The organism is Rhodococcus sp. BP22, from assembly GCF_014281965.1.
GTDB lineage: Bacteria > Actinomycetota > Actinomycetes > Mycobacteriales > Mycobacteriaceae > Rhodococcoides.
Genome location: NZ_JACFTB010000002.1, coordinates 515226 through 540343, shown reverse-complemented (window position 1 = coordinate 540343; position 25118 = coordinate 515226). Strand labels below are relative to the sequence as shown.

Sequence of the window (25118 nt, the reverse complement as noted above, 5' to 3'; positions counted from 1 at the left end):
CGAGCCGACCTTGTCGTTGCGTCGTGTTAGCGTTTCGGCGACTTCGGGGGGAGTGCCATGGGGCTACGCAAAAAACTTATAAGCCTGGCAGTAAGCCTGGTCGCCTTCAATGCATTGCTATGGGGGCTGCCGAAAATCGCGCCGGAGGTACCCGAGCGATACGAGGGTGTGATGGCTGTGACGCCTCCACCGGGGACAGCTGCGAAGACCACCGCGCCTCCCCTGCCTCCAGGTTTCCCGTCGATGGAACGGCCGCCGCCCAAGATCGAAGTGCCCGACGGGCAGGCTCAACCCATCGAAACCAAGTTCGGTTTGACCTACGAGATCCCGGCAGATTGGGACAACGCGTCGACCGGCTTCGGAGGTTGGGAGGACGAGACCGGAAAATCGGTCGTCTATGGAGCGATCGGCCGATTCGGTTACGAAACGTGTGCAGAGCAGAACGGATCGACCCTGGGGCTTACCGGGGCAACAGGATCCAACGATGTCGACCTCGTTCGCGTGGCTACGGAGCACTCTCGTAACGCCGACATGATCTTCAAGGCTGCAGTTGACGACCTCGGCACAATTGTTCGGCGGTCCGAACCGGAGAATGTTGTCGCGGCAGGAAATCCTGCCGTCCGTGTCACCGTGGCCATCGAGAACATCACCCAAGATTCGCCGTGTGACCCACCCTCAGCAACGTTCGACATCATGACTACGACGAGTTATGCGACCGCCCGGACAGCCGTATTCATGGTTCAACTCGACCAGGGCGTCGATGGTGCGCTCGACCATTCGGTGGCCGATGAAATCTTCTCGACGATTCGGAGGAGTTGACTAGTGATCGAGGACTTGTACACGGACAGCAGTGAAATTGCAGGCATGGGCAAACTGGCCGACCGGATCGCGACGGACACCTTGGCCAGCCATCGATACATCGTCGAACACGCCGGACTGAACGACAGCCTCCCCGGTCAGATTCTGCAACGCCTCGCTCCGTTCGTCTCCGAGTACCAGGAGTACACCCGAAGCCGCCATGTCCACCTCGCTGCCAATTGCAGCTATATCGGCAACGAACTGCAGAAGGCAGCGTGGCTGTACGACGACCAGGACCAGAAGAACTACGACGCACTCAATGCGCACACCGATCTGCTTCCGTTTCCACTCACACAACCGGGTACATCCGAGACCCCAGCTGTGGGCAACGTCGAAAAGTACCCCTCCGCAGCCGAATACGGGTCACCTGACGGCATCGACTATCCAGCTCCGAACCCAGCCATCGACGATATCCGCGAAACGATCGACGAAGCCGCCGGATGGCTCGGCGAAATCGACCGCACAATTTTCGCATTGTCCGGTTGGAGTCCACTGAACGACGCGACCATTCCAGTCACCGGAAATTGGAACGAAATCCGTCGTCTCGGACAAGCATTCGAGATCGCCGGCAACGCGATGGAATCTGCGGCATCGTCGTTCGAAGTTGGGGTGCGGCGGGTCGACGGATCCTGGAATGGGCTTGCAGCACAAGCCTTCTCGGACTATGCGGGGCGGCAAGTGGCTGCAATGTACTGGGAAGGTCCGTGTGGCCGCACTGTCAGTGCCATTTCAGAGGCCATCGCCGAGAAAATACGAGAGACCGTCAGGACAGTGATCGCCAAGATCGTCGAACTACTCGAAGCAGAAGTAGACGTCGGTTCAGGTAGAGGCGCAATCAAAGTCATTGCCAAGAAAATTCCCATCCTCGGAACAGCCTGGCAGATCGAACGGATAGTAGAAATATGCTGGCAGGCTATGGATCTGACCATGGAGCTTGTCCGCAATATCGAGGAAGTGGTCGACGACTTCGGGCGGTTCCTGGCAGCCATTGCCGATCCCACCGGTCAGATCGACCGGAGCATCGAACAGCATCTGACCCCGCTGACCGACTTCCTCGACAAAGGACAAACCGCAGTCGACACCGGAAAGACCGCCGACATCACCCCAGTGCTCTTCACGCCCGACGAGAGGTTCTCCGTCGGAGAAGGCACAGCACCCTGGCAGGACGCATGACCGAAGATGCAGCCATGAGTGCTGCTCGAGATCGCATACTCGACTCGCTGAACCGGCTCGATGCGGCACGTCGGCACGCAGACAGTGTCACCATCGGGGCGTCGACCGCGCGTCACACCGTCACGGCAAGGTTTCTTGCGCGCCTCGCCGAATCGCCACATGCGTCACCTGAGTTGCGTGAGTTCGCACGACGAGTTTCAGTGAAAGACACCACTTGGGACCGCATAGAACTCGACGCAAAACCCATACCCGCCGAGGTACACGAACTCCGCGCAGACCCTCTAGTCGATTGGCCGGGAAATTGGCCACTACAGATCGAGGAACAGCCGTTTCGCATCGAATGGCAGTGACCGCGGGCGCGCGATTACCTTCTTGATCTGCGAGACTTCCGAATATGCGTGGAATTGTTCTGGCGGGCGGTACCGGGTCGCGTCTTCATCCGATCACGATGGGCATCAGCAAGCAGTTGGTGCCGGTGTACGACAAGCCGATGATCTACTACCCACTCTCGACACTGATTCTGGCCAATATCCGCGACATTCTGATTATCACCACCGAACAGGATTCGCAGCAGTTCCAACGTCTGCTCGGTGACGGCTCCCAGTTCGGCATCAACCTGACCTACAAGGTTCAGCACGAGCCGAACGGCCTCGCTCAAGCGTTCGTCCTCGGAGCGGAGCATATCGGCTCCGACAGTGCCGCTTTGGTGCTCGGCGACAACATTTTCTACGGCCCCGGACTGGGCTCGCAACTCGGCCGATTCGATGACATCGACGGCGGAGCAGTCTTCGCTTACGAGGTGAAAGATCCCAGCGCATACGGCGTCATCGAGTTCGACGCCGCCGGCAAGGCGATCTCGTTGGAAGAGAAGCCGAAGGTCCCGAAGTCGAACTTCTCCGTCCCCGGCCTGTACTTCTACGACAACGACGTGCTCGCCATCGCCCGCGATCTTCAGCCGTCGGCGCGGGGCGAATACGAGATCACCGACGTCAACCGGCACTACCTCGACGCTGGGCGTCTTGCCGTGGAAGTGTTGCCCCGCGGGACGGCATGGCTCGATACCGGCACCTTCGATTCGCTACTGGATGCTTCCAATTATGTGCGCACCATCGAGCAACGGCAGGGCCTGAAAATTGGTTCACCGGAAGAGGTTTCGTGGCGTCGGGGATTCATCACCGACGATCAGCTGCGGGAGCGGGCAACCAAGCTCGTCAAGTCCGGGTACGGGCAATACCTGCTCGACCTCGTCGATCGCGGCAAGTAGAGGATCTGCAGATGAGCTTTCGTGAATTGAAAATCCCCGGTGCCTTCGAATTCACCCCGCGTCAGTTCGGTGACGATCGTGGCGTGTTCTTCGAATGGTTCAAATCTTCGGACTTCGAACAGGCCGTCGGGCGGCCGTTGGAGTTGGCGCAGGCGAACTGCTCGGTCTCGGCAGCCGGGGTGCTGCGCGGCATCCACTTCACCGACACCCCTCCCGGTCAGGCGAAGTACGTCACCTGCACCAAAGGTGCGTTTCTGGATGTGATCGTCGACCTGCGGGTCGGGTCGCCGACATTCGGGACATGGGACAGCGTGCTGATCGACGACGTCGATCGTCGTGCGGTGTATCTCCCGGAAGGCCTCGGGCATGCGATCTTGTCGCTCGAAGACGGCTCGACGGTGATGTACCTGTGCTCGATCGAATACACCCCGAGCCTGGATCGCGACATGAATCCGCTCGATCCCGATCTGGCGATCGACTGGCCCACCCTCGCTCGCGACGGCTCACCGCTCGAGTACCAGCTCTCCGACAAAGACAAAGCTGCACCCTCACTCGCGCAGGCCATCGACGCCGGATACCTGCCGACCTACACAAGCTGAGCGCAGACGATCAGCGGATCTTGAAGATCACCGTGCGCTGGACGATGAAGTTGATGACCGTCGCGGTCCCCTGAGCGATGACGAACGCCGCGGCGCTGTACAGGATCGTCTCTGGCCAAATATGCCCGAAGACGGTGTACAGGGCGTTCTGCACACCGAAGGTCGCGGCGTAGAGCGCGACCACCGCAATGAATCGGGCGCGCGAAGGTGCCGCGCGGAACGTCCAACGCCGGTTTATCAGGTAAGCCACCGTCGTACCCACGACGAATCCGACAGCTTTGGCGATCGACAGTTGGAAGTCGAGGCCGTACTGCAAGGCGATGGTGATGGAGAAATCGAAGATTGCCGACAGCACTCCCGTCGCCAAGAAGCGGATTACCTGGGTCTTGAGGTCCAAGGCATCGTCGGCGATGTTCTCGGTCAGCGGCAGCTCGACGGGAAGCGGAACGTGATGCTGGAGTTCCTCGTCTTCGGCTGACCAGTCGTCGGGTGTGGGCACGATCATCCACACTAGCTGTCTCATTGACACGAGCGCAGCCTGTGAAGCGACCCGGATGACCGAGTACCCTCTAGACCGATGTCCACGACAGCCGACGACGCACTCTTCCCCCTGGAACCACAGGCCGGGAACACTGCGCCGCTACCCACGCAGACCCGCACGCTTTCCGGATGGGGCCGAACCTCGCCATCCACCGGTGAGGTGCTCTCGACTTCCGACCTGGAGCTCATCGCGAGCGCGGTCAAACAAGTCGCAGAGCAAAACGACAGCAAACCCTCTCACCTGCGCCGCGGCGTCATTGCGCGTGGTTTGGGCCGCTCGTACGGCGACAATGCACAGAACTCGGGCGGCCTCGTCATCGACATGACGGCGCTCAACGGCATCCACAGCATCGACGCTGGAACTCGTATCGTCGACGTGGACGGCGGCGTCAGTCTCGACCAGCTGATGCGCGCAGCACTGCCATTCGGCCTGTGGGTTCCGGTGTTGCCCGGGACGCGCCAGGTCACCATCGGTGGTGCGATCGGCACGGATATCCACGGTAAGAACCATCACAGTGCCGGTAGTTTCGGCAATCACGTGCGCTCGATGGAACTGCTCACCGCCGACGGCGAGATCCGACACCTCACCCCGTCCGGTGAGAACGCCAAGCTGTTCTGGGCCACAGTCGGCGGCAACGGCCTCACCGGGATCATCCTGCGCGCAACCATCGAGATGACGCCGACCGAGACGGCCTACTTCATCGCCGACGGTGACGTCACCCGGAACCTCGACGAAACCATCGCCCTGCACAGTGACGGCAGCGAGAACAACTACGACTACTCGAGCGCATGGTTCGACGCCATCGCGGCACCACCGAAGCTCGGTCGTGCCGCCGTGTCGCGTGGGTCCTTGGCGAGGCTCGATCAGCTGCCCGAGAAATTGCAGAAGGATCCGCTTCGATTCAACGCGAAGCCGCTGCTGACGTTCCCCGACGTGTTCCCCAACGGGCTGGCCAACAAGTTCACGCTGGGCGCTGTCGGCCAGGCGTGGTACCTCAAGGCAGGCAACTACCGGAACAAGGTTCAGAACCTCACGGCGTTCTACCACCCACTCGACATGTTCGGTGAGTGGAATCGTGCGTACGGTTCGAACGGGTTCCTGCAGTACCAGTTCGTGGTGCCGCCGGAGGCCGTAGACGAATTCAAGAAGATCATCGTCGATATTCAGAAGTCGGGGCACTACTCCTTCCTCAATGTCTTCAAACTGTTCGGACCGGGAAACGAAGCGCCACTGAGCTTCCCGATCCCGGGCTGGAACATCTGCGTCGACTTCCCGATCAAGGCAGGCTTGGGCGAGTTCGTTCGAGAACTCGACAAGCGCGTCCTCGAATTCGGCGGACGCCTCTACACAGCGAAGGACTCACGCACTAGTGCCGAGACCTTCCACGCGATGTACCCCCGGATCGACGAGTGGATCAAGGTCCGCCGATCCGTCGACCCCACAGGCGTTTTCGCCTCCGATATGGCCAGAAGGTTGGAATTGTTGTGACGATCGACGCTGTGGGTAACCCACAGACCATTCTCGTACTCGGCGGAACAAGCGAGATCGGCCTCGCGATCACCGAGGAGTACCTGTCGAAGTCACCGGCGCGCGTCATTCTTGCCGCACTGCCGAACGACCCCCTTCGTGACAGTGCCGTAGCGCAGCTGACCGCCAAGGGCGCAAAGTCCGTGGACGTCATCGATTTCGATGCGCTCGACACTGCGTCACACCCGAAGGTCATCGACGAAGCCTGGTCCAAGGGCGATGTCGACGTCGCAATCGTCGCTTTCGCGGTGGATTTCGACGCCGAGGAACTGTGGCAGGACCAGCGCAAGGCAGTACTCGCCGCGAACATCAACTACACGGCATCGGTTTCGGTCGGTGTACTGCTGGGCGAGAAGATGAAAGCACAGGCCTACGGCCGCATCATCGTCATGTCCTCGGTGGCAGGTGAGCGGGTTCGCCGGTCCAACTTTGTTTACGGCTCCACCAAGGCCGGACTCGACGGCTTCTACCTCGGCCTCGGAGAAGCGCTGCGCGAGTTCGGGCCTCGCGTCACGGTCGTTCGTCCTGGCATGGTGCGCACCAAGTTCAGCGCGCACGTCAAGGAAGCGCCGATGACCGTCGACAAGGAGGTCATCGCCAAGCTGGCGGTGAACGCTTCACAAAAGGGCAAGGAGCTCATCTGGACGCCGGCACCGTGGCGTCTGGTGATGATGGTTCTGCGGCACGTACCGCGGCCGATCTTCCGCAAGCTCCCCATCTAGATGAGGCGAGCGCTCGGCACGGCCTTCGAAGGCGTACTGGCCGCTCTCGTCGCAGCAATTGTTGCGACGGTCGGGCTGTATGCCTTCTCACTCGTCGAGTGGCCGGCATTCAACTCGTCCAACGTCACTCGCGCCGTGACGACGCTCGGCCAAGTCGCCTGCGCCATCGCGTTCGCAGTGGCCATCGCGCTCTACCGTCGAGGAAAGCTTGGATGGTTGGCGAAGTCGCTGACGTGGGTCGGACTGTCCGGATTCGTGACGATCACCCTCGGAATGCCGCTGGCCGCAACCAAGCTGTACTTGTTCGGCGTCTCCGTCGACCAGGAGTTCCGTACCGAATACCTGACGCGGCTCACCGATTCGGCCGCGCTCCGCGATATGACGTACGCGGACATCCCGCCCTTCTACCCCGCGGGATGGTTCTGGCTGGGCGGACGCGTCGGGAACCTGCTCGGTATGGATGGCTGGGAAGTGTTCAAGCCGTTCGCAATCGGATTCCTCGCCGTCACCGCGGTGCTGGCATTCACGCTGTGGAAAGCACTCGTGAGGGTCGACTGGGCTGTCGCCGTCAGCGCAGTGACCACTGCACTGGTCGTGGCCTATGCATCTCCCGAGGCATACAGCGCCGTCATCGCTCTGCTGATCGCGCCTGCACTCCTGTTGGCCTGGGGTGCGCTGAACAGACCGGTGGTTGCCGGTGTCGGCGGGCGCTTGAATGGCGCCCTCGAGCCATCTGATCGTATGAATGGACCATTGAAGCGGTCGGGGGGTGCGGGCGAACCCCAGCGATCACTGGGCTCCTGGGGATGGGGAGCGGTGGTGGGCACCGGCCTGTTCCTCGGCCTGGCCGCCACTTTCTACACGCTTTACCTGGGCTTGGCCGCGTTCGCGGTCACGTTGATGGCCGTCGTCTCGGCGATCGTGGGTATCAGGGCCCAAAAGAGCTGGCGCGCGGCGATTCCTGTTGCAGTCCGACTCGTCGCCATCGCGGCTATCTCCGGTCTCGTTGCGCTGACCGTGTGGCTCCCCTATCTGGCGGACGCTCTGACCGGGACGCCGTCGACGTCGGGTACCGCTCTGCACTACCTTCCGGAAGCCGGTGCCACCCTGCCGTTTCCGATGTTGCAGTTCTCGTTGGTCGGTGCACTGTGCCTTGCGGGGACGGTGTGGCTCGCGGTGCGGGCGGCGTCTTCGCGTCGCGCCCAGGCGTTGGGCATCGGCGTCGTCGCGGTCTATCTGTGGACGCTTCTGTCGATGGCCGCCACAGTAGCGGGCACGACACTGTTGTCGTTCCGGCTCGAAGCCGTCCTGATCGTATTACTGGGCGCAGCAGGCGTTTTCGGATTCCTCGAAGGAACGAAGGCGATCTACCAGGCGATCAACGAACCGTCACGGTTCAAGATTGCGGCTGTCGTGATCGCAGCCGTCGGGGCAATGGCTTTCGCACAGAGCATTCCGCAGATCTTGCAGACCGAGATCACCGTCGCCTACTCCGATACCGACGGTGACGGCGTGCGCGCCGACAAGCGTCCGCCGAGCGCGGTGTCGTACTACAGCGAAGTCGACACTGCCATCCGCGAGCAAACCGGCAGGCCCCGGGACGAGACGATCGTATTGACCGCCGACACGTCGTTCCTGAGCTACTACCCGTACTTCGGATTCCAGGGACTGACCTCGCACTATGCGAATCCGCTCGCCCAGTTCGACGAGCGCGCTGCAGCTATCGGAGACTGGGCGACTCTCGTGACTCCGGACGAACTGATCGCGGCCATGGACGGCAGCGCATGGGCGGCGCCGGATGCGTTCCTGTTCCGGCGCGGAGGAGAGGGCTACACCCTTCGGTTGGCCGAGGACGTGTACCCGAACGATCCGAACGTGCGCCGCTACACCGTCACTTTCAACGAATCGTTGTTCGAGGATCAGCGGTTCACCGTTACCGACATCGGTCCGTTTGCCCTGGTCACCCGCAACGCCTAGAGGAATCACATAACGTTCACGTAACGTGCAGCGCGATGACAAACACCGATCGGACTGTGCTCGAGCAGCCGCAGACTGCCCCAGCGTCGAAACTCGGGTCGATCTCGACACGTGCACGCACTGTGCTGATCTCGCGCATGGACCGCGCCGACGTGGCCACGGCCTCGTTGTTCGCGGTCCTCGCGCTGTTCGTCATGCAGGGGCAATGGCGCAACCTCGGCAACGGATACCTCTACAACAGCGGCCAGGACCAGGCCATGTGGGAGTGGTTCCTCTCCGTTGCGGCGCACTCGGTCGCGCATCTCGACAACCCGCTGTGGAGTGATCTGCAGAACTACCCCGCGGGCGTCAACATGATGGCGAACACCGCGATGTTCGGTTTGTCGATCCCATTGGCGCCGATCACTCTGCTGTTCGGCCCCACGGTGACCTGGGCAATCGGGCTCACCGCCGGTCTCGCCGGTACGGCCTATGCCTGGTATTGGCTGTTTGCGCGCAGGTTGGGCGCATCGCGCGGCGCATCCGCCTTGGGCGGTGCACTCTGCGGATTCGCCCCCGCCATGGTCTCGCACGCCAACGGTCATCCGAACTTCGTCGTCCTGTTCCTGCTGCCGGTGATCGCCTCGATGGTTATCCGCATCGCGCACGACGGCCCGACGGCAAAGCGGACGATCGCCCTCGGGTTCGTCGTTGCGCTGCAAATCTTGCTCGGTGAAGAACCATTGCTGATCTTCGCGATCTCGTTCGGAATCTTCGTCGCCGTCTTCTACCTCGGCAACCCTCGAAGAATCGTGTCCGCGGTCGTCAACGCGGCCAAGAGCCTGCCGATCGCAGCCGTGATCGCCGTCGCACTCGTTGCTGTTCCGCTGTGGTGGCAGTTCTTCGGTCCACAGAGCTACTCGTTCATCGAGCACGGCAACATGGGCAACGACGCCAAAGCCCTCTTCCAGTTCCCGACGCAGTCCATCGGCGGGAAGGTGACACCGGGCCAGGATGTGCGCATCAATGCCACCGAGGAGAACGCCTATCTCGGTTGGCCACTACTCGTACTGTGTCTCGGTGCGACGCTGTGGATGTGGCGCGACGCCCGAGTGCGGGCAGCTGCCGCTACCGCAATCGTCATGGGCATCCTCTCGCTCGGGACCGTGCTGTACGTCGGCAAGAACGACACCGGAATCGAACTTCCGTGGAAGTGGTTCGCAGAGACCACACTCCTCGAATCCGTGTTGGAAACTCGATTCGTCCTCGGCGCGGTGCCTGCACTCGCGCTGATCCTGGTGTTGGCCACCGACAAGGCATTCGGACGCGGACTTCGCCCCCTGCCGGGCCTGTGGTCCATCGCGTTGGCGCTCGCTCTCGTGCCGTTGTTCCCGATGCCGTTGCAGGCGGTGGAGAGAACCCCGACTCCAGCGTTCTTCGCCGACGGCGAATGGCGGGACTACCTCGACGGCGGTTCGATCGTCACCGTCCCGCTACCTCGACCCGAGGACGCCCGTCCGCTGCTGTGGCAGATAGATGCCGGGATGGGCTTCCCGCTGGCAGCGGGCTACTTCGTCGGACCGAGCGAGCACGTAGACAAGAAGGCGAAATACGGTGCCGTCGACCGAAAGACCGCACTTCTGCTGGGCTCGGTACAGAACTCCGGCATGGTCCCTGACATCACCGCCGAGCAGAAGAAACAGGCCATCGAAGATCTGGACTACTGGAACGCCGACGTAGTCGTGCTCCCACCGGGGAAGAACAACAGGGCATTGCGTGCGACGGTCGACACTCTCCTGGGCACCCAAGCCCAGTTGCACGGTGGGGTGTGGGTCTGGGACGTGCGTGCGCTCACACCCTGACACACTGACCTGCACGAAACGAGCGACGGCGTGACCGTGCAATAGCATGGGAAACCGTGTCCACCGCCGCAGCCACCGCACCGAACCCGACTTCTCGGAAATCGTCGCCACGCATCTCCGCCGGAGTCGTTGCCGTCGTCGCCGGCGTGATCGCCGTGCTTGCGGCGGTCCTGACACCGCTGTTGCCGGTCACCCAGGATTCGGCGTCGATCACCTGGCCGCAGAACGGGACGCTGGCCTCCGTCGAAGCGCCGTTGATTTCCTACACACCGCTGTCTGTGGACGCGTCGATTCCATGTGCCGTGATCGAGAGCGCACCGCCCGGCACGCTCGTTCTCTCCACCACCGCGCCCAGCGCACCCGACGCACAAGGCGTCGGCCTCGTCGTCACCCGCACCGAAGGCGGCATGCAGGCCGTGCTGCGCGAGCGCGTCCTGCTCACTGTCACCAACGCCCAGCTGGCGTCCTGCTCGTCGGTCGACATCAACTCGACGAGCACCGGATCCACCGCGTCGGCGCCAGGCACCGATGCAACAGGCGTGATCGACGGCGACGTGCGCCCACAGACCGTCGGTGTCTTCACCGAATTGCAGGGAACTGCGCCTGCCGATTTGCGTGTCGATATCCAGATCGACTCGCGATTCTCCTCCACCCCAACGCTTCTCAAAAAACTCGCGATGGCCGCCGCAGTCGTCTTCACGATCATCTCGTTGATCGCGCTGCACCGGTTGGACCTGCGGGACGGGCGGCGCGGACGCCGTTTCTTCCCCTCGCATTGGTTACGCATCACCGTCGTCGACGGAGTGGTCGCCGGCGTTCTGCTTCTCTGGCATTTCATCGGCGCCAACACCTCGGACGACGGCTACCTGCTCACGATGGCACGAGTATCCGAACACGCCGGCTACATGGCCAACTACTACCGCTGGTTCGGTGTCCCAGAGGCTCCGTTCGGCATGCCGTACTACGACATGCTCGCCGCATTCGCGAAGGTATCCACCGCCAGCCCGTGGATGCGACTGCCTGCACTGATCGCGGGTCTGCTGTGTTGGGCCGTCATCAGCCGCGAGGTGATTCCGCGCCTAGGCCGCGCAGTGCGGTCCGACAAAGTTGCGATCTGGACCGCCGGGCTCGTTTTTCTGGCGTTCTGGCTCCCGTACGACAACGGTCTTCGCCCCGAGCCTGTCATTGCCCTCGGTGCCCTGTTGACCTGGTGCTCGATCGAACGTGCCATCGCGACGGGCAGGCTGCTTCCCGCCGCCGTCGCCGTACTCATCGCGGCGTTCTCGCTCGCCGCCGGACCCACTGGCCTCATCTGCGTCGCGGCGCTCCTGGCCGGAGGTAGACCGCTCGTCCGCGTTCTCATCTCGCGTGCTCGTCACGTCGGCTGGTTCCCGGTGCTGCTACCGATCCTCGCGTCGGGTGTAGTAATCGTCGCCGCGATCTTTGCCGACCAAACCCTCTCGACGGTCCTCGAAGCAACGCGGGCACGTGCCGCTGTCGGACCGAACGTTCCGTGGTTCGAAGAGCGCACCCGCTGGGACTCGCTCATGGAGATCACACCGGACGGTTCACTCGCCCGAAGATTTGCTGTGTTCGCGATGATCTTGTGCGTCATCACCACGATCGTCGTGATGCTGCGTCGAAACGGCCGCATTCCCGGTGTGGCACTGGGGCCCTCGCGTCGGATCGTGGGCATCGTGATCGGCGCGCTGGCTCTCATGATGTTCACCCCCACCAAGTGGACCCACCACTTCGGTGTGTACGCCGGTCTGGCCGCATCGCTCGCCGCCGTTGCTGCGATCGCTGTCGCATCGGCCACACGCGACAACCCACGCAACCGAACTCTGTTCACCGCAGCCGTGCTGTTTCTCACTGCCCTCGCGTTCACCGGCTCCAACGGCTGGTGGTACGTCTCGAGTTACGGAATCCCGTGGTTCGACAAGCCTCCGATGATCCTCGGAAAAGGCTTCTCGACCATTTTCCTCGGACTGACAGTTCTCGCACTGTTGTACGCCGGATGGCAGCATCTGCGCGCGCCCTACCGTGCCACTACCAGGTCCGCGCGCTTCGGAGTCTCGGCTCTGACGGTCATGTCTGCCTTCATCGTGCTGTTCGAACTCGCGTCATTCGTCAAAGGTGTGGTCGCACAGTATCCGGCCTACTCGGTGGCGCGCTCGAACCTGAACGCACTGGCCGGAAACTCCTGCAGTCTGGCCAACGACGTACTGGTGGAACAGGACCCCAATGAGGCGATGCTGACGCCGATCGGTTCCACCCTCGCTGATTCCCTCGCAGGTGAAGGCACCGCAGGCTTCGCACCCGACGGTATCCCGACCGACCTCACCGCCGACGAAGAAGACGTATCGCAACAGAGCACACGCGGGTTCAGCGACGACACGACAACCGATCAGCAGACGTCGAATTCATCCGGATCGTCAGGCACCGAAGGCGGCACAACCGAGGGCACCGGCGTCAACGGAAGCTCCGTCGCATTGCCCTTCGGTCTGGACCCCTCGCGCACTCCCATCCTCGGCAGCTACGGCGCGGACACATCGGAGCCCGCAACCCTCACCACCGAGTGGTTCTCACTCCCTGCAGCGCCCGACGGAGATTTCCTTGCCATCAGCGCAGCCGGTCGAATCAGATCCGTCGACTCCGACGGCATCGTCGCATCCGGCCAGCCGCTCGAAGTGGAGTATGCCGCCGGCGATCAGGTTCTCGGTCGAGTCACCCCGATCGACATCGGACCGCAGCCGTCATGGCGCAATCTCCGTGTGCCCTTGTCCGAGATTCCCGAGAATGCCGATCGGATCCGACTCGTCGCAACCGACTCCGACATCTCCTCCGACCAATGGCTCGCCGTGACACCCCCGCGCATACCGCGCACAGTTCCACTCGTCGACGTCATCGGGTCCGACACACCGGTGATGCTCGACTGGACCGTCGCACTCGGATTCCCGTGCCAACGCCCGTTCGACCATAAAGACGGCGTTGCGGAACTCCCCGAGTACCGGATACTGCCGGATCGCAGCGGTGCGGCCGCGCACAGTCCCGTCATGGACGCTTTCGGCGGAGGCCCGCTCGGATGGCAACAGCTCGTACTCTCCGCCGAAGTAGTCCCTACCTATCTGCGCGACGACCTCGACCGTGACTGGGGTTCACTCGAACGGTTCAGCCCACTCGATCCGTCCGCCACGCCCGCAGAGCTGACGGTCGAGACCGTGACACGCAGCGGATGGGAGTCGGAGGGTCCGATCAGGGTCGAATGAAACGGGTATCTTCCCGGTTCTTTCACCATGCGAATGCGGTGAACCGATAGCGCTCGCATACCATCGTCAACCGTGCCCGACGCCGTGACAGATTCTTCCGCCGTGCCCTCCGCCTCACCGAGGAAGGGTTCTGCGGTCGATCTTCGATCCCAGGTGCGCACCACGCGCCTGATTGCCATCATCACCGGGCTTCTCGGCGCATTTCTCGCGGTCCTGACCCCGTTTCTTCCGGTCGTGCAGACCACCTCGACGATCAACTGGCCCGAGGCCGGTTCGCTGCAGGACATCGATGCGCCGCTCGTGTCACAGGCTCCCCTCGCCTTCACTGCGAGCATCCCGTGCAGCGCCGTCGCACAGCTACCGCCGTCGGGTGGCCTCCTACTGGCAACCGCACCGCCCCAGGGCGAGGGGGCAGCGCTCAACAGCCTCTTCGTGCGCGTCAGCGAGGCGTCCGTCGACGTATTGGACCGCAACGTAGTAGTCGCCACAGCACCGCGTGCGGACGTCCAGGGCGCAGCATGTGGCTCCATCGAGATCACCTCGAACATCGACTCGACGTCGGCCGAGTTCACCGGCCTGTCCGACAAGCAGGGCAATCCGCGCTCCGGACGTCTCGACGGCGACTTACGTCCCCAGGTCGTCGGAATCTTCACCGACCTCTCCGGCGCTGCCCCTGCCGGAATGTCGGCGACTATCGACGTCGACTCGCGGTTCTCATCCAGCCCGACGATTCTCAAACTGCTCGCGATGATCCTGGCGGTCGTCTGCACCATCCTCGCAGTGGGCGCGCTCGGCCGACTCGACGGCATCGACGGCCGCGGTCACCGCCGCTTCTTCCCGTCGAACTGGTGGAAGTTCACCGGCATCGACGTCACGGTCGTCGGCGTCTTGATCGGCTGGCACTTCGTCGGAGCAAATACGTCCGACGACGGCTACCTGCTGACCATGGCCCGTGCGGCCGAGAAGTCCGGCTACATGGCCAACTACTTCCGGTGGTTCGGCGTCCCCGAAGCACCGTTCGGCTGGTACTACGACGTCCTCGCACTGTTCGCCAAGGTGTCCACGGCCAGCCCCTGGATCCGCCTACCCGCATTGATCGCCGGAATCCTGTGTTGGATGGTCATCAGCCGCGAGGTCGTTCCGCGCCTGGGTCGCGCCGTTCGCAAATCGAACGTCGCACTGTGGACCGGCGGGCTGGTGTTCCTCGCGTTCTGGCTGCCGTACAACAACGGACTACGCCCGGAGCCGATCGTCGCCGTCGGTGCGCTGCTCACCTGGTGCTCCATCGAACGCTCCATCGCAACCGGACGACTGTTACCCGCGGCCGCCGCGTTCTTGATCGGCGCATTCACACTCGCTGCCGCGCCTACCGGATTGATGTGTGTCGCAGCACTGTTGGCAGGCGCACGACCCATGGCTCGAATCGTCATTCGACGTCATCGCCAAGTCGGTACGTTGGCACTCGTCGCGCCACTTGCCGCGGCAGGCTTCCTCGTTCTCGTCGTCGTCTTCGCCGACCAGACCTTCGCCACCGTCATCGAATCCACCCGAGTCCGTACGGCCGTCGGACCGAGCGAGGCGTGGTACCAGGACTTCCTGCGCTACTACTACCTGTTCGTCCAGACCGTCGACGGTTCCGTCGCACGCCGATTCGCATTCCTGGTGATGCTGCTGTGCCTGTTCTCGACACTGTTCATCCTCTTGCGACGTCGACGCGTCCCCGGCATTGCGAACGGACCGGCATGGCGTCTCATCGGCGTCGTCTTCGGAACCATCTTCTTCATGATGTTCAACCCGACCAAGTGGACACACCACTTCGGTTCCTACGCGGGCATCGCCGGTAGCCTCGCGGCACTGACAGCCGTCGCCATCTCGGCAAGCGCACTCCGCTCGCGCAGAAACCGCACGATCTTCCTCGCCGGGCTGATGTTCGTTCTCGCACTGGCATTCTCGGGCATCAACGGTTACTGGTACGTCTCGAGTTACGGCGTCCCGTGGTTCGACAAAACCGTGTCCCTCGCCGGCAACGAATCCGGAACACTGTTCCTCGTCCTGTTCGCACTCGCCTTGGCTCTCGCTGCCTGGCAGTACCTCAGGGAGGGATACGCGCCACCGCAACCCCGTGCCACCAGCGAACGCGGCAGACGCATCAAGAAATTCGCCGCAGCGCCGCTCACCGTCGTCGCCGGACTCATGGTTCTCTTCGAGATCCTTTCTCTCGTCAAGGGAGCCGTCTCGCAGTACCCCGCATACTCACTGGCGCGATCCAATATCGAATCGCTGACCGGCAAAAGCTGCGGTTTGGCCACCGACGTTCTCGTCGAATCGGATCCCAACGCCGGAGTACTCGATCCGATCCCCGCTGGCTTCAACCCCGAAACCGGCCCCCTCGGTGGCGAAGACCCATCGAAATTCACTCCCAACGGCATCCCCACCGACCTCAGCGCCGACGCCGTGGAAGTCAAACCAGGACAGGGCAATACCGACCAGCAGAGCGTCGGACCGGCCTTCGAAGAGGGCCAGAGCTCCGGAACCGGAGGCGGAATCGGCGACCGTGGCATCAACGGATCCACCGCCGCACTCCCCTTCGGACTCGACCCGGCCACCACCCCGGTCCTCGGCTCCTACCAACCAGGAATCCAGGAACCCGCGTCAGCGACCTCGAGCTGGTACGCACTCCCCGAAAGATCCGACACCGCACCGCTGATCGTCATCTCGGCCGCCGGACGCATCCTGTCCTTCGACGACACCGGCGCACTGACCTACGGACAGTCCCTCCTCGTGGAGTACGGCGCGCGCCAACCCGACGGAACAATCGACGTCCAAGGCACCTACCTGCCCCGCGACATCGGACCCGCTCCATCGTGGCGCAACCTCCGCATCCCCATCGCGGACCTACCCGAAGGCGCCGATGCCGTACGCATCGTGGCCAACGACCCCAACCTCACCGGCGACCAATGGTTCGCGTTCACCCCGCCGCGAGTACCACAGCTCGAAACGCTGAACAGCCTCATCGGCAGCGAACAACCCGTCCTACTCGACTGGGCCGTCGGACTCCAATTCCCGTGCCAGCGACCCTTCGACCACCAATACGGCGTCGCCGAAGTACCGAACTACCGCATCCTCCCCGACCGTCCACTGGCCGTCAGCTCCACCGACACCTGGCAGTCCGGAGACAACGGCGGCCCCCTCGGCTGGGCCGAACTCCTCGCCAAGCCCGTCACCGTTCCCACCTACCTCGACCGCGACTGGGCCCGCGACTGGGGCTCACTCGAACGCTACGACCAGTACTACCCAGAAGCAGTCCCACCGACCATCGACACCTCCGAGGTCACCAGGTCGGGCCTCTGGACTCCCGGGAATCTGCGGGTGTTCGACAAGTAGGGTCACCGTTTGGGCCGTTGGGGCGGGCCTCACCACCCGCTTCAATGGTCCACTCATACGATCAGATAGCTTCGGGGCGCCATTCAAGCAGTGCGCGACGGGTGGTTGGGGCGGCACAGGCGTGGGCCTCACCACCCGCTTCAATGGTCCACTCATACGATCAGATAGCTTCGAAGCGCCATTCAAGCAATGCGCGACGGCGGTTGGCCGAAAATCCCGGCGATGTCGCAGCGGCGCACGGCATATAGCGCAGGGCACTGACATTCAGCCGCCTCGCCTCGGCGATGTCGCCGAGTTATCCACAGTCCAGGTCTGCGTCAACACGTTTCCCGTCTCCCCTGGTCGCAGGGCATTCGACTGTCGCCGAACCCTGCAAGCTTCCCTCCATGAAACGCGGTAGCTGGGCAACGAACCGGTACATCCTGGACGGGGCATCACTCAATGGCGTCATCACCCGTCGGGCACTTCGACAATGCGGAGTGTCGGACGGATCAATTACTCTGCGAACTGGCAGCGGCGGCAAATGGCGTCGAATACTGCCGGGCATCATTCTGTTGCACAACGGAAGTCCCACCCTTCTACAACAACAATCTGCCGCTTTGCTCTACGGCGGCGGACAATGCATGCTCACCGGTGGTGCCGCCGTCATGCAGCACGGCTTCGACCGAGTCGGGGGCGACGTCCACATCCTCGTTCCGGCGACAATGCGTCGAGCGCCGTCGTCGTTCGTACGTGTCGAGCGGACGCACCGCCTACCGGAACCTCTGCATCGTGGCCGCTTGGCCGTTGCCCCGCTACCGCGTGCGCTCGTCGACACTGCGCGCGCATTGCGGAATACCGGCGCCTGCACTCGCCTGTTCGCGGAAGCTATCCAACGCGGTGCGGTCGATCTCGACGAAATAGTCCGCGAGCTCAAGGATGGCCCCCGGCGTTACGGTGCCGCCGGTTGGGCAGCGGCGAGCGAACTTGCCGACGATGCGCATTCCGTTGCCGAGGTTCAGGCTCAGAGGCTCTACAGCACCTCTGGCCTTCCCAAAATGGTTCACAACCGCGACGTTCTCGACGCCGACGGCAGATTTCTCGGACGACCCGACGGCTGGATAGATGCTGTCGGATTCGGTTGGCAGATAGACTCGTTCGCTCATCATCTGAGCCCAGCCGACCACGCCAAGACTCTGAAACGTCGAGCGGACATGGAACGTATCGGAATCGTCATCGTGGCGCACCTGCCGAAGCAGATCAGAGACGATCCAACCGGGGTACTGGACGACCTTCGAGCCGGCTACGCCCGTGCACTTGCCCGACCGCGCCCACCCGTGCACATCGCGCAAGCATGAATGGCGCACACAAGCTATCTGATCGTATGAATGGACCATTCAAGCGAAAGTGCGGAGCGACCCAGTAGGCGCGACCCAACAAAAAATCAGATCGGAAGCAGGTGATGCTTCCGCGGATTCTTGAACACCTCTTTGTTCTCGAGCAGCTTGAGTGCTTTGCGGAGTTCGAGGCGCGTCTGGGACGGTTCGATGACTGCATCGATGTAACCGCGTTCGGCTGCGACCCATGGTGTTGCGACGTGCTCGTTGTAGAAGTTGATGAGCTGTGCTCGCACTGCCGGGGCGTTGTCTCCTGCCGCGGCGAGTTGCTTCCGGCCGATGATGTTCACGGCACCCTCTGCACCCATGACGGCGATACGGCCGGTGGGCCAGGCGAAGTTGATGTCGGCACCCAGTTGCTTGCAGCCCATGACCGCGTAGCCGCCACCGTAGGCTTTGCGAACCACGACGGTGACCTTGGGAACCGATGCTTCGATGTAGGAGAACAGGAATCGTCCGCCGCGCTTGATGACGCCGACCTTCTCCTGATCGACGCCGGGCAGGAAGCCTGGGGTATCGACGATGAAGACGAGCGGGATGTTGTACGCATCGCAGATCCGGATGAAGCGTGCTGCTTTGTCCGAGCCATCTGCGTCGAGTGCTCCGGACAGGAACATCGGCTGGTTGGCGACGACGCCGACCGATTTGCCGTCGACGCGGGTAAGTCCGGTGATGACGTTCGGTGCGATGCCCGTGGACATCTCGTGGAATTCGCCGTCGTCGAACATACGAAGGATGATGTCGTGCATGTCGTAGCCGGCGTTGTCGGCGTCGGGCATGACCTTGTCCAGCAACAGGTCCGACTCTGTTATCTCGGGCTCGATACCCGGATTGACCACGGGCGGGTCTTCCTGGCAGCTCGACGGCATGTAGCTCAGGTAGTTCCGTACCCAGGCGAAAGCTGCTGCTTCGTCCACGGCAACGTGGTGGACGTTGCCGTATTCGGCCTGCTTGCGTGCACTTCCGAGTTCGTCGAGGCTGACATCCTCTCCGGTGACGGACTTGATAACGTCCGGCCCGGTGACGAACATGTACGCCTCTTCGGTGGCGACGACGACATCGGTGTTGATGGGTGCGTAGACGGCGCCGCCTGCACACTTGCCGAGGATGATCGATACCTGCGGGCACATGCCGGACAACGGCTCGTGCCGACGGCCGAGCTCGGCGTACCACGCGAGTGAGGTGACGGCATCCTGCACGCGCGCGCCGCCGGAGTCGTTGATTCCGATGACCGGGCAACCGACCTTGATCGCGAAGTCCATGATGCCCGCGACCTTGCGGCCGAACATCTCGCCGACGGTGCCGCCGAAGACGGTCTGATCGTGGGAGAACACGGCAACCGGTCGCCCGTCGATGGTCCCGTGCCCGGTGACAACTCCGTCGCTGTACAGCGCGGTGGGATCGTTCGGAGCCTTGACCAGTGCACCGATCTCGATGAAGCTGCCCGGGTCCAGTAGCGAGTCCACTCGCTGTCGAGCGCTCGGGATGCCCTTCTTCGCCCGCTTGGCGATACCTATCTCACCCGCCGGCTCTTTGGCGAGTTCGAGGTTGGCACGCAGATCGGCCAACTTTTCGGCGGTGGTACCACTCAAGGCTTAGCTCCTGACTCGATTTCTTCGAGCTTCTTCGTCATGTGTGCCGCGATTCTGCCAATGTACGGCTCGTCGACGATCGCAAGGTGATCGCCTCCGATCTCGACGATCTCGAGATTCTTCACAACCGGCCCCCACCCACCGTGGGCTTCACGGGTGGCGTAAGCGGGCTCCAACGCGATGGCATCGTCGTGGTACTTGTCGGCCATGTACAGCGTCACGGGTCCGCCGTACGGCTTCAGTTCTGCTGTCTGGATGGCACGGTTGTCCAGCCAGGAAGTGCGCTGATGCTCGATGATGCCACCGGGGATCTTCGCACCGCTGAGCTTGACGAGATCGGTGATGATGCGGATCTGGCCCTCGTCGTCGGCTTCTACCAGCTTGTCGTACGGGATCGGGTAGTCGACGTCGTAGGTCTTCTTGGCGAATGCCGCGTACCGCTCCCAGCGCTTGCGCACCTCGGCGCGAGTGTCCGGAATTTCGGTTCCTGGCATCACCGTGTCGAGCAGCCCGACGTAGGCCACCTCGATACCCTGTTCTTCCATTTGCCTGGCAACTTCGTAGGCGAGGATGCCGCCGAGCGACCATCCGACGAATACGTACGGACCTTCCGGCTGGATGGCACGGATCAGCGGCACATATTCTGCAGCGCGCACGGAGATCGGGCCTTCGACGCGTTCGAGTCCGTACATCGGGGTACCGGCGGGAAGCTTCCGAAGTAGCGGCTCGTAGGCGACAGTGGAGCTGCCCGCCGAATGGAATGCGAACACCGGTGTGGCCGTCGAACCTTCGGGGCGGGCACGCAAATTGCGTACCACTCCGTCGATTTCGCCACCCTCGAGGTGCGGACGTACCTTCTCGGCCAGCTGCTCGATGGTCTCCGAGTCGAGGACGTCGTCGAAGGTGACTTCGCCGCCGGCCCGCTCGGTCAATCGGGCGGCCAACTTTTCGGCCACCTCGTCGTCGAGGATCGGCAACGTGTTGAAGATGCCCTTGGCGGACTCCTTCGTCACGACTGCCCACGTCGCGAACGTCATCCGCTCGGCGTTGTCGCGGGGCGGAACGTCGGAGCCTGCAGCCTCGGCGAACCCTTCTTTGCCGCCCAGGTCCGACATCGAATCGGTTTGCGCAACAGCAGGGGTCGTGTCGGGAGCAGCTTCGACGGGCGCGGCCGGGGAGACCGACTCTCGAGTCTCGGCCTCCTTCTCCGCGGCCTGTTGCTCGGCGAGGGCCGCAACCTCTTCACGATTCTCCAGCGCGTAACGCAGGTACTTCTCGACCTCGAGCAGGTTGGCATCGCGCACTGCCTGCAATTGCACGGTGGGTATGTCGAATTCGTATTCGACGCGATTCTTGATGCGCACAGCACTCAGCGAGTCGAGCCCGAGTTCGATCAGCGGCACCTCCGGTGGGAGGTCCTCGGGCGCATAACCCATCGACTCGGCGACGATGATCGCCAACCGGTCTTCGAGCTTCTGGCTACCGTTCGCGTCCCAGCGATCACCGAACGTCTCGACGACCTCCGGCAGCTCTTCCATCGGCGAGGTCGACGACTGCGCTACAGCCACAACGGGTTCCGGTAGTGGATCTCCGGAGGTGACGACGGCCTCGTGCAGCAGAGTGAAAGCAGATCCCTGATGGGCGTGCACCTGAACGGACGCGCCACCAAGGTGTGAAGTCACTGTCGTGACGACGGTCCCGGTCGTGGGGACTGCCGCGTGCGACACCGAGTATCCGAGTTCGACGCTCGAAAGAACCTGCGAGGCAGCTGCCTTCACCAGTTCGTCGAAACTTCCGAGGGCCGAAGCCTGCACCTCCCACACGTGCCGACCGTCCGGCAGCGCAACCCGGGAACCGGGGACGTGGGAGTTGCCGCTCGAGTTGACTCGCGAATCGAGCCAGAACTCTTTACGCAGGTAGGACGTACGCGGAATGGCTGCGTAGTCGCCATCGTCGAAAAGCGTCGTCAGATCGAGGACGTGACCGTGGACGTACAGTTGAGCGAGCGCGGCGAGGAATGTCTCGGACTCGTCTTCCTTACGCTTGAGTGTCGGGATCAACGTCGAATCGGCAACTCCTGCAGCCCATGCCGTACCCGCAATCGACATCAGCGCGACGGGGTTGGGAGCCAACTCGACGAACGTGGTGTGACCGTCGCCGACAGCGACGTTGACTGCCTGCGTGAAGTAGACCGGGTTTCGCATGCCCTTGGTCCAGTACTCCACACCGTGGATCGGTTCGTGGCCGGCGCGGTAGTGCGCCTGCTTGTCGACCGAGGAGTAAACACCGGCACGAAGCTTTCCGGGCTCGATGCCTGCCAACTCTGCGGCCAGTTCACCGAGGAGTGGGTCGACTGCAGCGGTGTGGCCTGCACCCTTCACATCGAGTATGCGGGCCATCTTGCCAGCGGCTTCGGCCATCTCGACGAGTGCCTCGACCTGTCCGCGTGGTCCGCCGACCGTCGTATGTGTCGGAGCCGCATAGACGCATGGCTCGACGTCGGGGAACTGATCGGTGAGCGCAGTGACCTCGTCCGGCGTGTATTCCACGAGTGCCATTGCGCCCTGGGACGCCGCACCGAGACCTTCCTGGCCTTCCGCGAGCAATCGTGAGCGCGCGTAGATGATGCGAACCGCATCTTCGAGGTTCAACCCGCCCACGACGTATGCCGCAGCGACCTCACCCATCGAATGTCCGATGACGGCAGAAGGCTCGGCGCCATGGGCACGCAGCGCGGCCGCCAAAGCAACCTGAATGACGAAGATGGCGACCTGCGAGTTCTCGAACTCGTAGTTCTGCGAATCGTCGAGAATGATCTCCTTGATGGAGTAACCGGCCTCGTCGAGCAGCAGTTCGTCGACCTCGTCCACCGCAGCGGCGAACGTCGTGTTGTTGCGGTACAGCGCATTTGCCATCTTGCGATGCTGTGAGCCGAACCCGGAGAATACCCAAACTGCCCCATTGGAAGCAGGCGAGTCCGCGGAGAACACGCCCTGCCCTGGCTTCCCGGACGCGATGGCGCGCAGTCCGGTGATGGCTTCTGCGTGCGTCGACGCCAGAACGACTGCACGAGAACGACCGTGGTTCCGTTTGGCCAGTGCCCGTCCGACATCGGCGAGCGGGGTGGTGCTGCCGGCTTCGGTCTCGAGCCAGTCGGCCAGTTCCGAGGCTGCGCGCTTACGCCGGGAGGGCAGTGCGGCCGAGACTGCCAGCACGACAGTCTGCGGAACGGACTCCTCGAGAATCTGCTCGGCTTCGGCAACGGGATCCGTGGTTTCGACGTTCGATACCAGAAGGCGCGTATCAGCTTCCGCCGATACATCTTCCGTTCCGTCAGCTTCTGGAACAGCCTTGACGTATTCGGTGACCACGACGTGCGCGTTGGTTCCGCCGAAACCGAAACCGGAGATACCGGCGATGGCCTTGCCGGTGTATCGCGGCCACTCGGCTCCCTCGGACACGACCTTCAGATGCGCCTTGTCGAAGTCGATGTACGGGTTGGGGCCCGCGTAGTTCAGCGAGGCAGGCAACCGGTTGTGCTGTAGCGCTAGGACAACCTTGATCAAACCTGCTGCACCCGCAGCGGATTCGAGGTGACCGAAGTTCGTCTTCGCCGAACCGAGCAGCGCAGGCTTGTCCTCGCTACGACCCCGGCCGACGACGCGTCCGAGCGCGTCCGCTTCGATGGGATCGCCGAGAATGGTGCCGGTGCCGTGGGCCTCGATGTAGTCGACACCGGACGGATTGATGCCGGCATCACGGTAGGCGAAGCGAAGAGCGTCCGCCTGAGCGTCGGGACTCGGCGCAAGAAGCCCGTTGGAGCGACCGTCCGAATTGATCGCCGAACCGGCGATGACCGCGAGAATGTCGTCTCCGTCGCGCTCGGCGTCTTCGACCCGCTTGAGCACGACGAGGCCGCCACCCTCGGATCGGATCATGCCGTTGGCATCGGAGGAGAAGGCCTTGATCTTGCCGTCCGGCGCCAGTACGCCCGTCTGGCCGAAGCCGACGGTGATCGGCGGTGCCAGCAACATGTTGACGCCACCGGCGACAGCGAGATCGGATTCGCCGTCACGCAAACTGCGAACGGCCTGGTGTACAGCCACGAGTGCGGACGAGCACGCGGTGTCCACCGCGATGGACGGTCCGCGGAAGTCGTAGAAGTACGACACTCGGTTCGCGACGATGGCCGTCGAGGTACCGGTCAGTGCGTACGGGTGAACTGCCGGGTCACTGACGGCGAGCAACTGGTAGTCGTTGGACGAGCTACCGATGAAGACGCCGACCTGCGAGCCCTTGACCGAACTGGCCGGGATGCGTGCATGCTCGAGTGCTTCCCAGGTGAGCTCCAGCGCCAGCCGCTGCTGAGGATCGACATTGACGACCTCGTTGGGCGACATCGCGAAGAACTCCGCGTCGAACGTCTTGACGTCGTCGAGGTAGCCGCCCTTCGTGACGGTCGCGTCGACAGCTGCCTTGATGACCGGATCGGAGGTGAACTCCTGCCACCGCCCCTCGGGGAGGTCGGTGATGCCGTCGCGGCCCTCACTGAGCATCGTCCACATCTCTTCGGGCGTGTGCCCTGCGCCCGGGAAACGCGTCGAGACGCCGACGATGGCGATGTCGTGCGAGGAACCGGGCACGTTGCCCTGGAGGTAGTAAGCGTCGTCGGCGGCCTCGTCGGGAACATCTGGTTCGCCCTCGATGATGCGGGTGGCCAGCGATGCGATCGTCGGATGCTGGTACGCGACCGTAGCGGTCAACGTGACACCCATGAGTTCCTCGATATCACCGCTGAGTGCGACGGCATCGCGAGAGGCGAGACCGAACTCTTCCATCGGCCGATCGTCGGAAATCTGCGCGACCGGCTGCCCCGTGGCGTCAGCGACCCAGTTGCGCAGCCACTCACGCAGCTGCGACACGGTCATATCCGCCCCAGAGCTGTCTGTCACTCGTTCGGCATCGATCTCATGGTTTGCCATCAACTCACCAAGC

The 25118-nt window shown here is 62.8% G+C and carries 15 protein-coding genes; 12 read left to right on the top strand and 3 right to left on the bottom strand.

Annotated features, from left to right (window positions below; genetic code table 11):
- Positions 1–57: 57 nt before the first annotated feature.
- The 5 genes from H2510_RS06930 to H2510_RS06910 are packed head-to-tail and all read left to right on the top strand — an operon-like array spanning position 58 to position 3894.
- On the top strand, positions 58–819 hold the full coding sequence (locus tag H2510_RS06930) for a hypothetical protein (RefSeq protein WP_186627558.1): 762 nt from the start codon (positions 58–60) through the stop codon (positions 817–819).
- Positions 820–822: 3 nt separating this feature from the next.
- Positions 823–2031 (top strand): hypothetical protein, encoded by a 1209-nt coding sequence (locus H2510_RS06925; protein WP_315901270.1) that lies wholly within the window; start codon positions 823–825, stop codon positions 2029–2031.
- Positions 2028–2381 carry a hypothetical protein gene (locus H2510_RS06920; protein WP_186627557.1) on the top strand — a complete coding sequence of 118 codons (354 nt, stop codon included), beginning with the start codon at positions 2028–2030 and terminating at the stop codon, positions 2379–2381. Before H2510_RS06925 ends, H2510_RS06920 begins: the two co-directional genes overlap by 4 nt.
- A gap of 44 nt (positions 2382–2425) precedes the next feature.
- A complete protein-coding gene (gene rfbA, locus H2510_RS06915; RefSeq protein ID WP_186627556.1) occupies positions 2426–3295 on the top strand; it encodes a glucose-1-phosphate thymidylyltransferase RfbA in 870 nt (289 codons plus the stop codon).
- Positions 3296–3306: 11 nt separating this feature from the next.
- Positions 3307–3894, top strand: coding sequence for a dTDP-4-dehydrorhamnose 3,5-epimerase family protein (locus H2510_RS06910; protein WP_186627555.1), 588 nt, complete (start codon positions 3307–3309; stop codon positions 3892–3894).
- 10 nt (positions 3895–3904) lie between these two features.
- Here the strand turns inward: H2510_RS06910 and H2510_RS06905 are convergent, their stop codons facing one another.
- Complete coding sequence (locus H2510_RS06905; protein WP_222438437.1) at positions 3905–4399, bottom strand: GtrA family protein; 495 nt, start codon at positions 4397–4399, stop codon at positions 3905–3907.
- A 72-nt stretch (positions 4400–4471) separates the two neighbouring features.
- Between H2510_RS06905 and H2510_RS06900 the strand changes: the two genes are divergently transcribed.
- From H2510_RS06900 to H2510_RS06870, 7 genes are all read left to right on the top strand, one after another.
- Entirely contained in the window at positions 4472–5923 is a 1452-nt protein-coding gene (locus H2510_RS06900) for an FAD-binding oxidoreductase (protein ID WP_261392771.1), read from the top strand.
- Positions 5920–6684 (top strand): decaprenylphospho-beta-D-erythro-pentofuranosid-2-ulose 2-reductase, encoded by a 765-nt coding sequence (locus tag H2510_RS06895; RefSeq protein WP_136170455.1) that lies wholly within the window; start codon positions 5920–5922, stop codon positions 6682–6684. Before H2510_RS06900 ends, H2510_RS06895 begins: the two co-directional genes overlap by 4 nt.
- Positions 6685–8661: a galactan 5-O-arabinofuranosyltransferase gene (locus H2510_RS06890; protein ID WP_186627554.1), complete on the top strand. Its 1977-nt coding sequence runs from the start codon at positions 6685–6687 to the stop codon at positions 8659–8661.
- Between the two features lie 35 nt (positions 8662–8696).
- A complete protein-coding gene (locus H2510_RS06885; RefSeq protein WP_186627553.1) occupies positions 8697–10502 on the top strand; it encodes a glycosyl transferase in 1806 nt (601 codons plus the stop codon).
- A gap of 56 nt (positions 10503–10558) precedes the next feature.
- Complete coding sequence (locus H2510_RS06880; RefSeq protein ID WP_186627552.1) at positions 10559–13771, top strand: arabinosyltransferase domain-containing protein; 3213 nt, start codon at positions 10559–10561, stop codon at positions 13769–13771.
- 72 nt (positions 13772–13843) lie between these two features.
- Complete coding sequence (locus H2510_RS06875; protein WP_186627551.1) at positions 13844–17155, top strand: arabinosyltransferase domain-containing protein; 3312 nt, start codon at positions 13844–13846, stop codon at positions 17153–17155.
- A gap of 386 nt (positions 17156–17541) precedes the next feature.
- Positions 17542–18492 (top strand): hypothetical protein, encoded by a 951-nt coding sequence (locus H2510_RS06870; protein WP_186627550.1) that lies wholly within the window; start codon positions 17542–17544, stop codon positions 18490–18492.
- 86 nt (positions 18493–18578) lie between these two features.
- Here the strand turns inward: H2510_RS06870 and H2510_RS06865 are convergent, their stop codons facing one another.
- Entirely contained in the window at positions 18579–20123 is a 1545-nt protein-coding gene (locus H2510_RS06865) for an acyl-CoA carboxylase subunit beta (protein WP_186627549.1), read from the bottom strand.
- The gene (pks13, locus tag H2510_RS06860) at positions 20120–25051 is read right to left on the bottom strand and encodes a polyketide synthase Pks13 (protein ID WP_315901282.1); all 4932 of its coding nucleotides are present in this window, start codon (positions 25049–25051) and stop codon (positions 20120–20122) included. Before pks13 ends, H2510_RS06865 begins: the two co-directional genes overlap by 4 nt.
- Between the last annotated feature and the right edge of the window lie 67 nt (positions 25052–25118).

Excerpts from the sequence above, each read along its gene's own strand:
- H2510_RS06930 (WP_186627558.1), top strand. The coding sequence starts at position 58 with ATGGGGCTACGCAAAAAACTTATAAGCCTGGCAGTAAGCCTGGTCGCC.
- H2510_RS06900 (WP_261392771.1), top strand. The coding sequence starts at position 4,472 with ATGTCCACGACAGCCGACGACGCACTCTTCCCCCTGGAACCACAGGCC.
- H2510_RS06920 (WP_186627557.1), top strand. The coding sequence starts at position 2,028 with ATGACCGAAGATGCAGCCATGAGTGCTGCTCGAGATCGCATACTCGAC.
- H2510_RS06905 (WP_222438437.1), bottom strand. The coding sequence starts at position 4,399 with ATGATCGTGCCCACACCCGACGACTGGTCAGCCGAAGACGAGGAACTC.
- H2510_RS06910 (WP_186627555.1), top strand. The coding sequence starts at position 3,307 with ATGAGCTTTCGTGAATTGAAAATCCCCGGTGCCTTCGAATTCACCCCG.
- pks13 (WP_315901282.1), bottom strand. The coding sequence starts at position 25,051 with ATGACCGTGTCGCAGCTGCGTGAGTGGCTGCGCAACTGGGTCGCTGAC.
- H2510_RS06870 (WP_186627550.1), top strand. The coding sequence starts at position 17,542 with ATGAAACGCGGTAGCTGGGCAACGAACCGGTACATCCTGGACGGGGCA.
- H2510_RS06885 (WP_186627553.1), top strand. The coding sequence starts at position 8,697 with ATGACAAACACCGATCGGACTGTGCTCGAGCAGCCGCAGACTGCCCCA.
- H2510_RS06890 (WP_186627554.1), top strand. The coding sequence starts at position 6,685 with ATGAGGCGAGCGCTCGGCACGGCCTTCGAAGGCGTACTGGCCGCTCTC.
- rfbA (WP_186627556.1), top strand. The coding sequence starts at position 2,426 with ATGCGTGGAATTGTTCTGGCGGGCGGTACCGGGTCGCGTCTTCATCCG.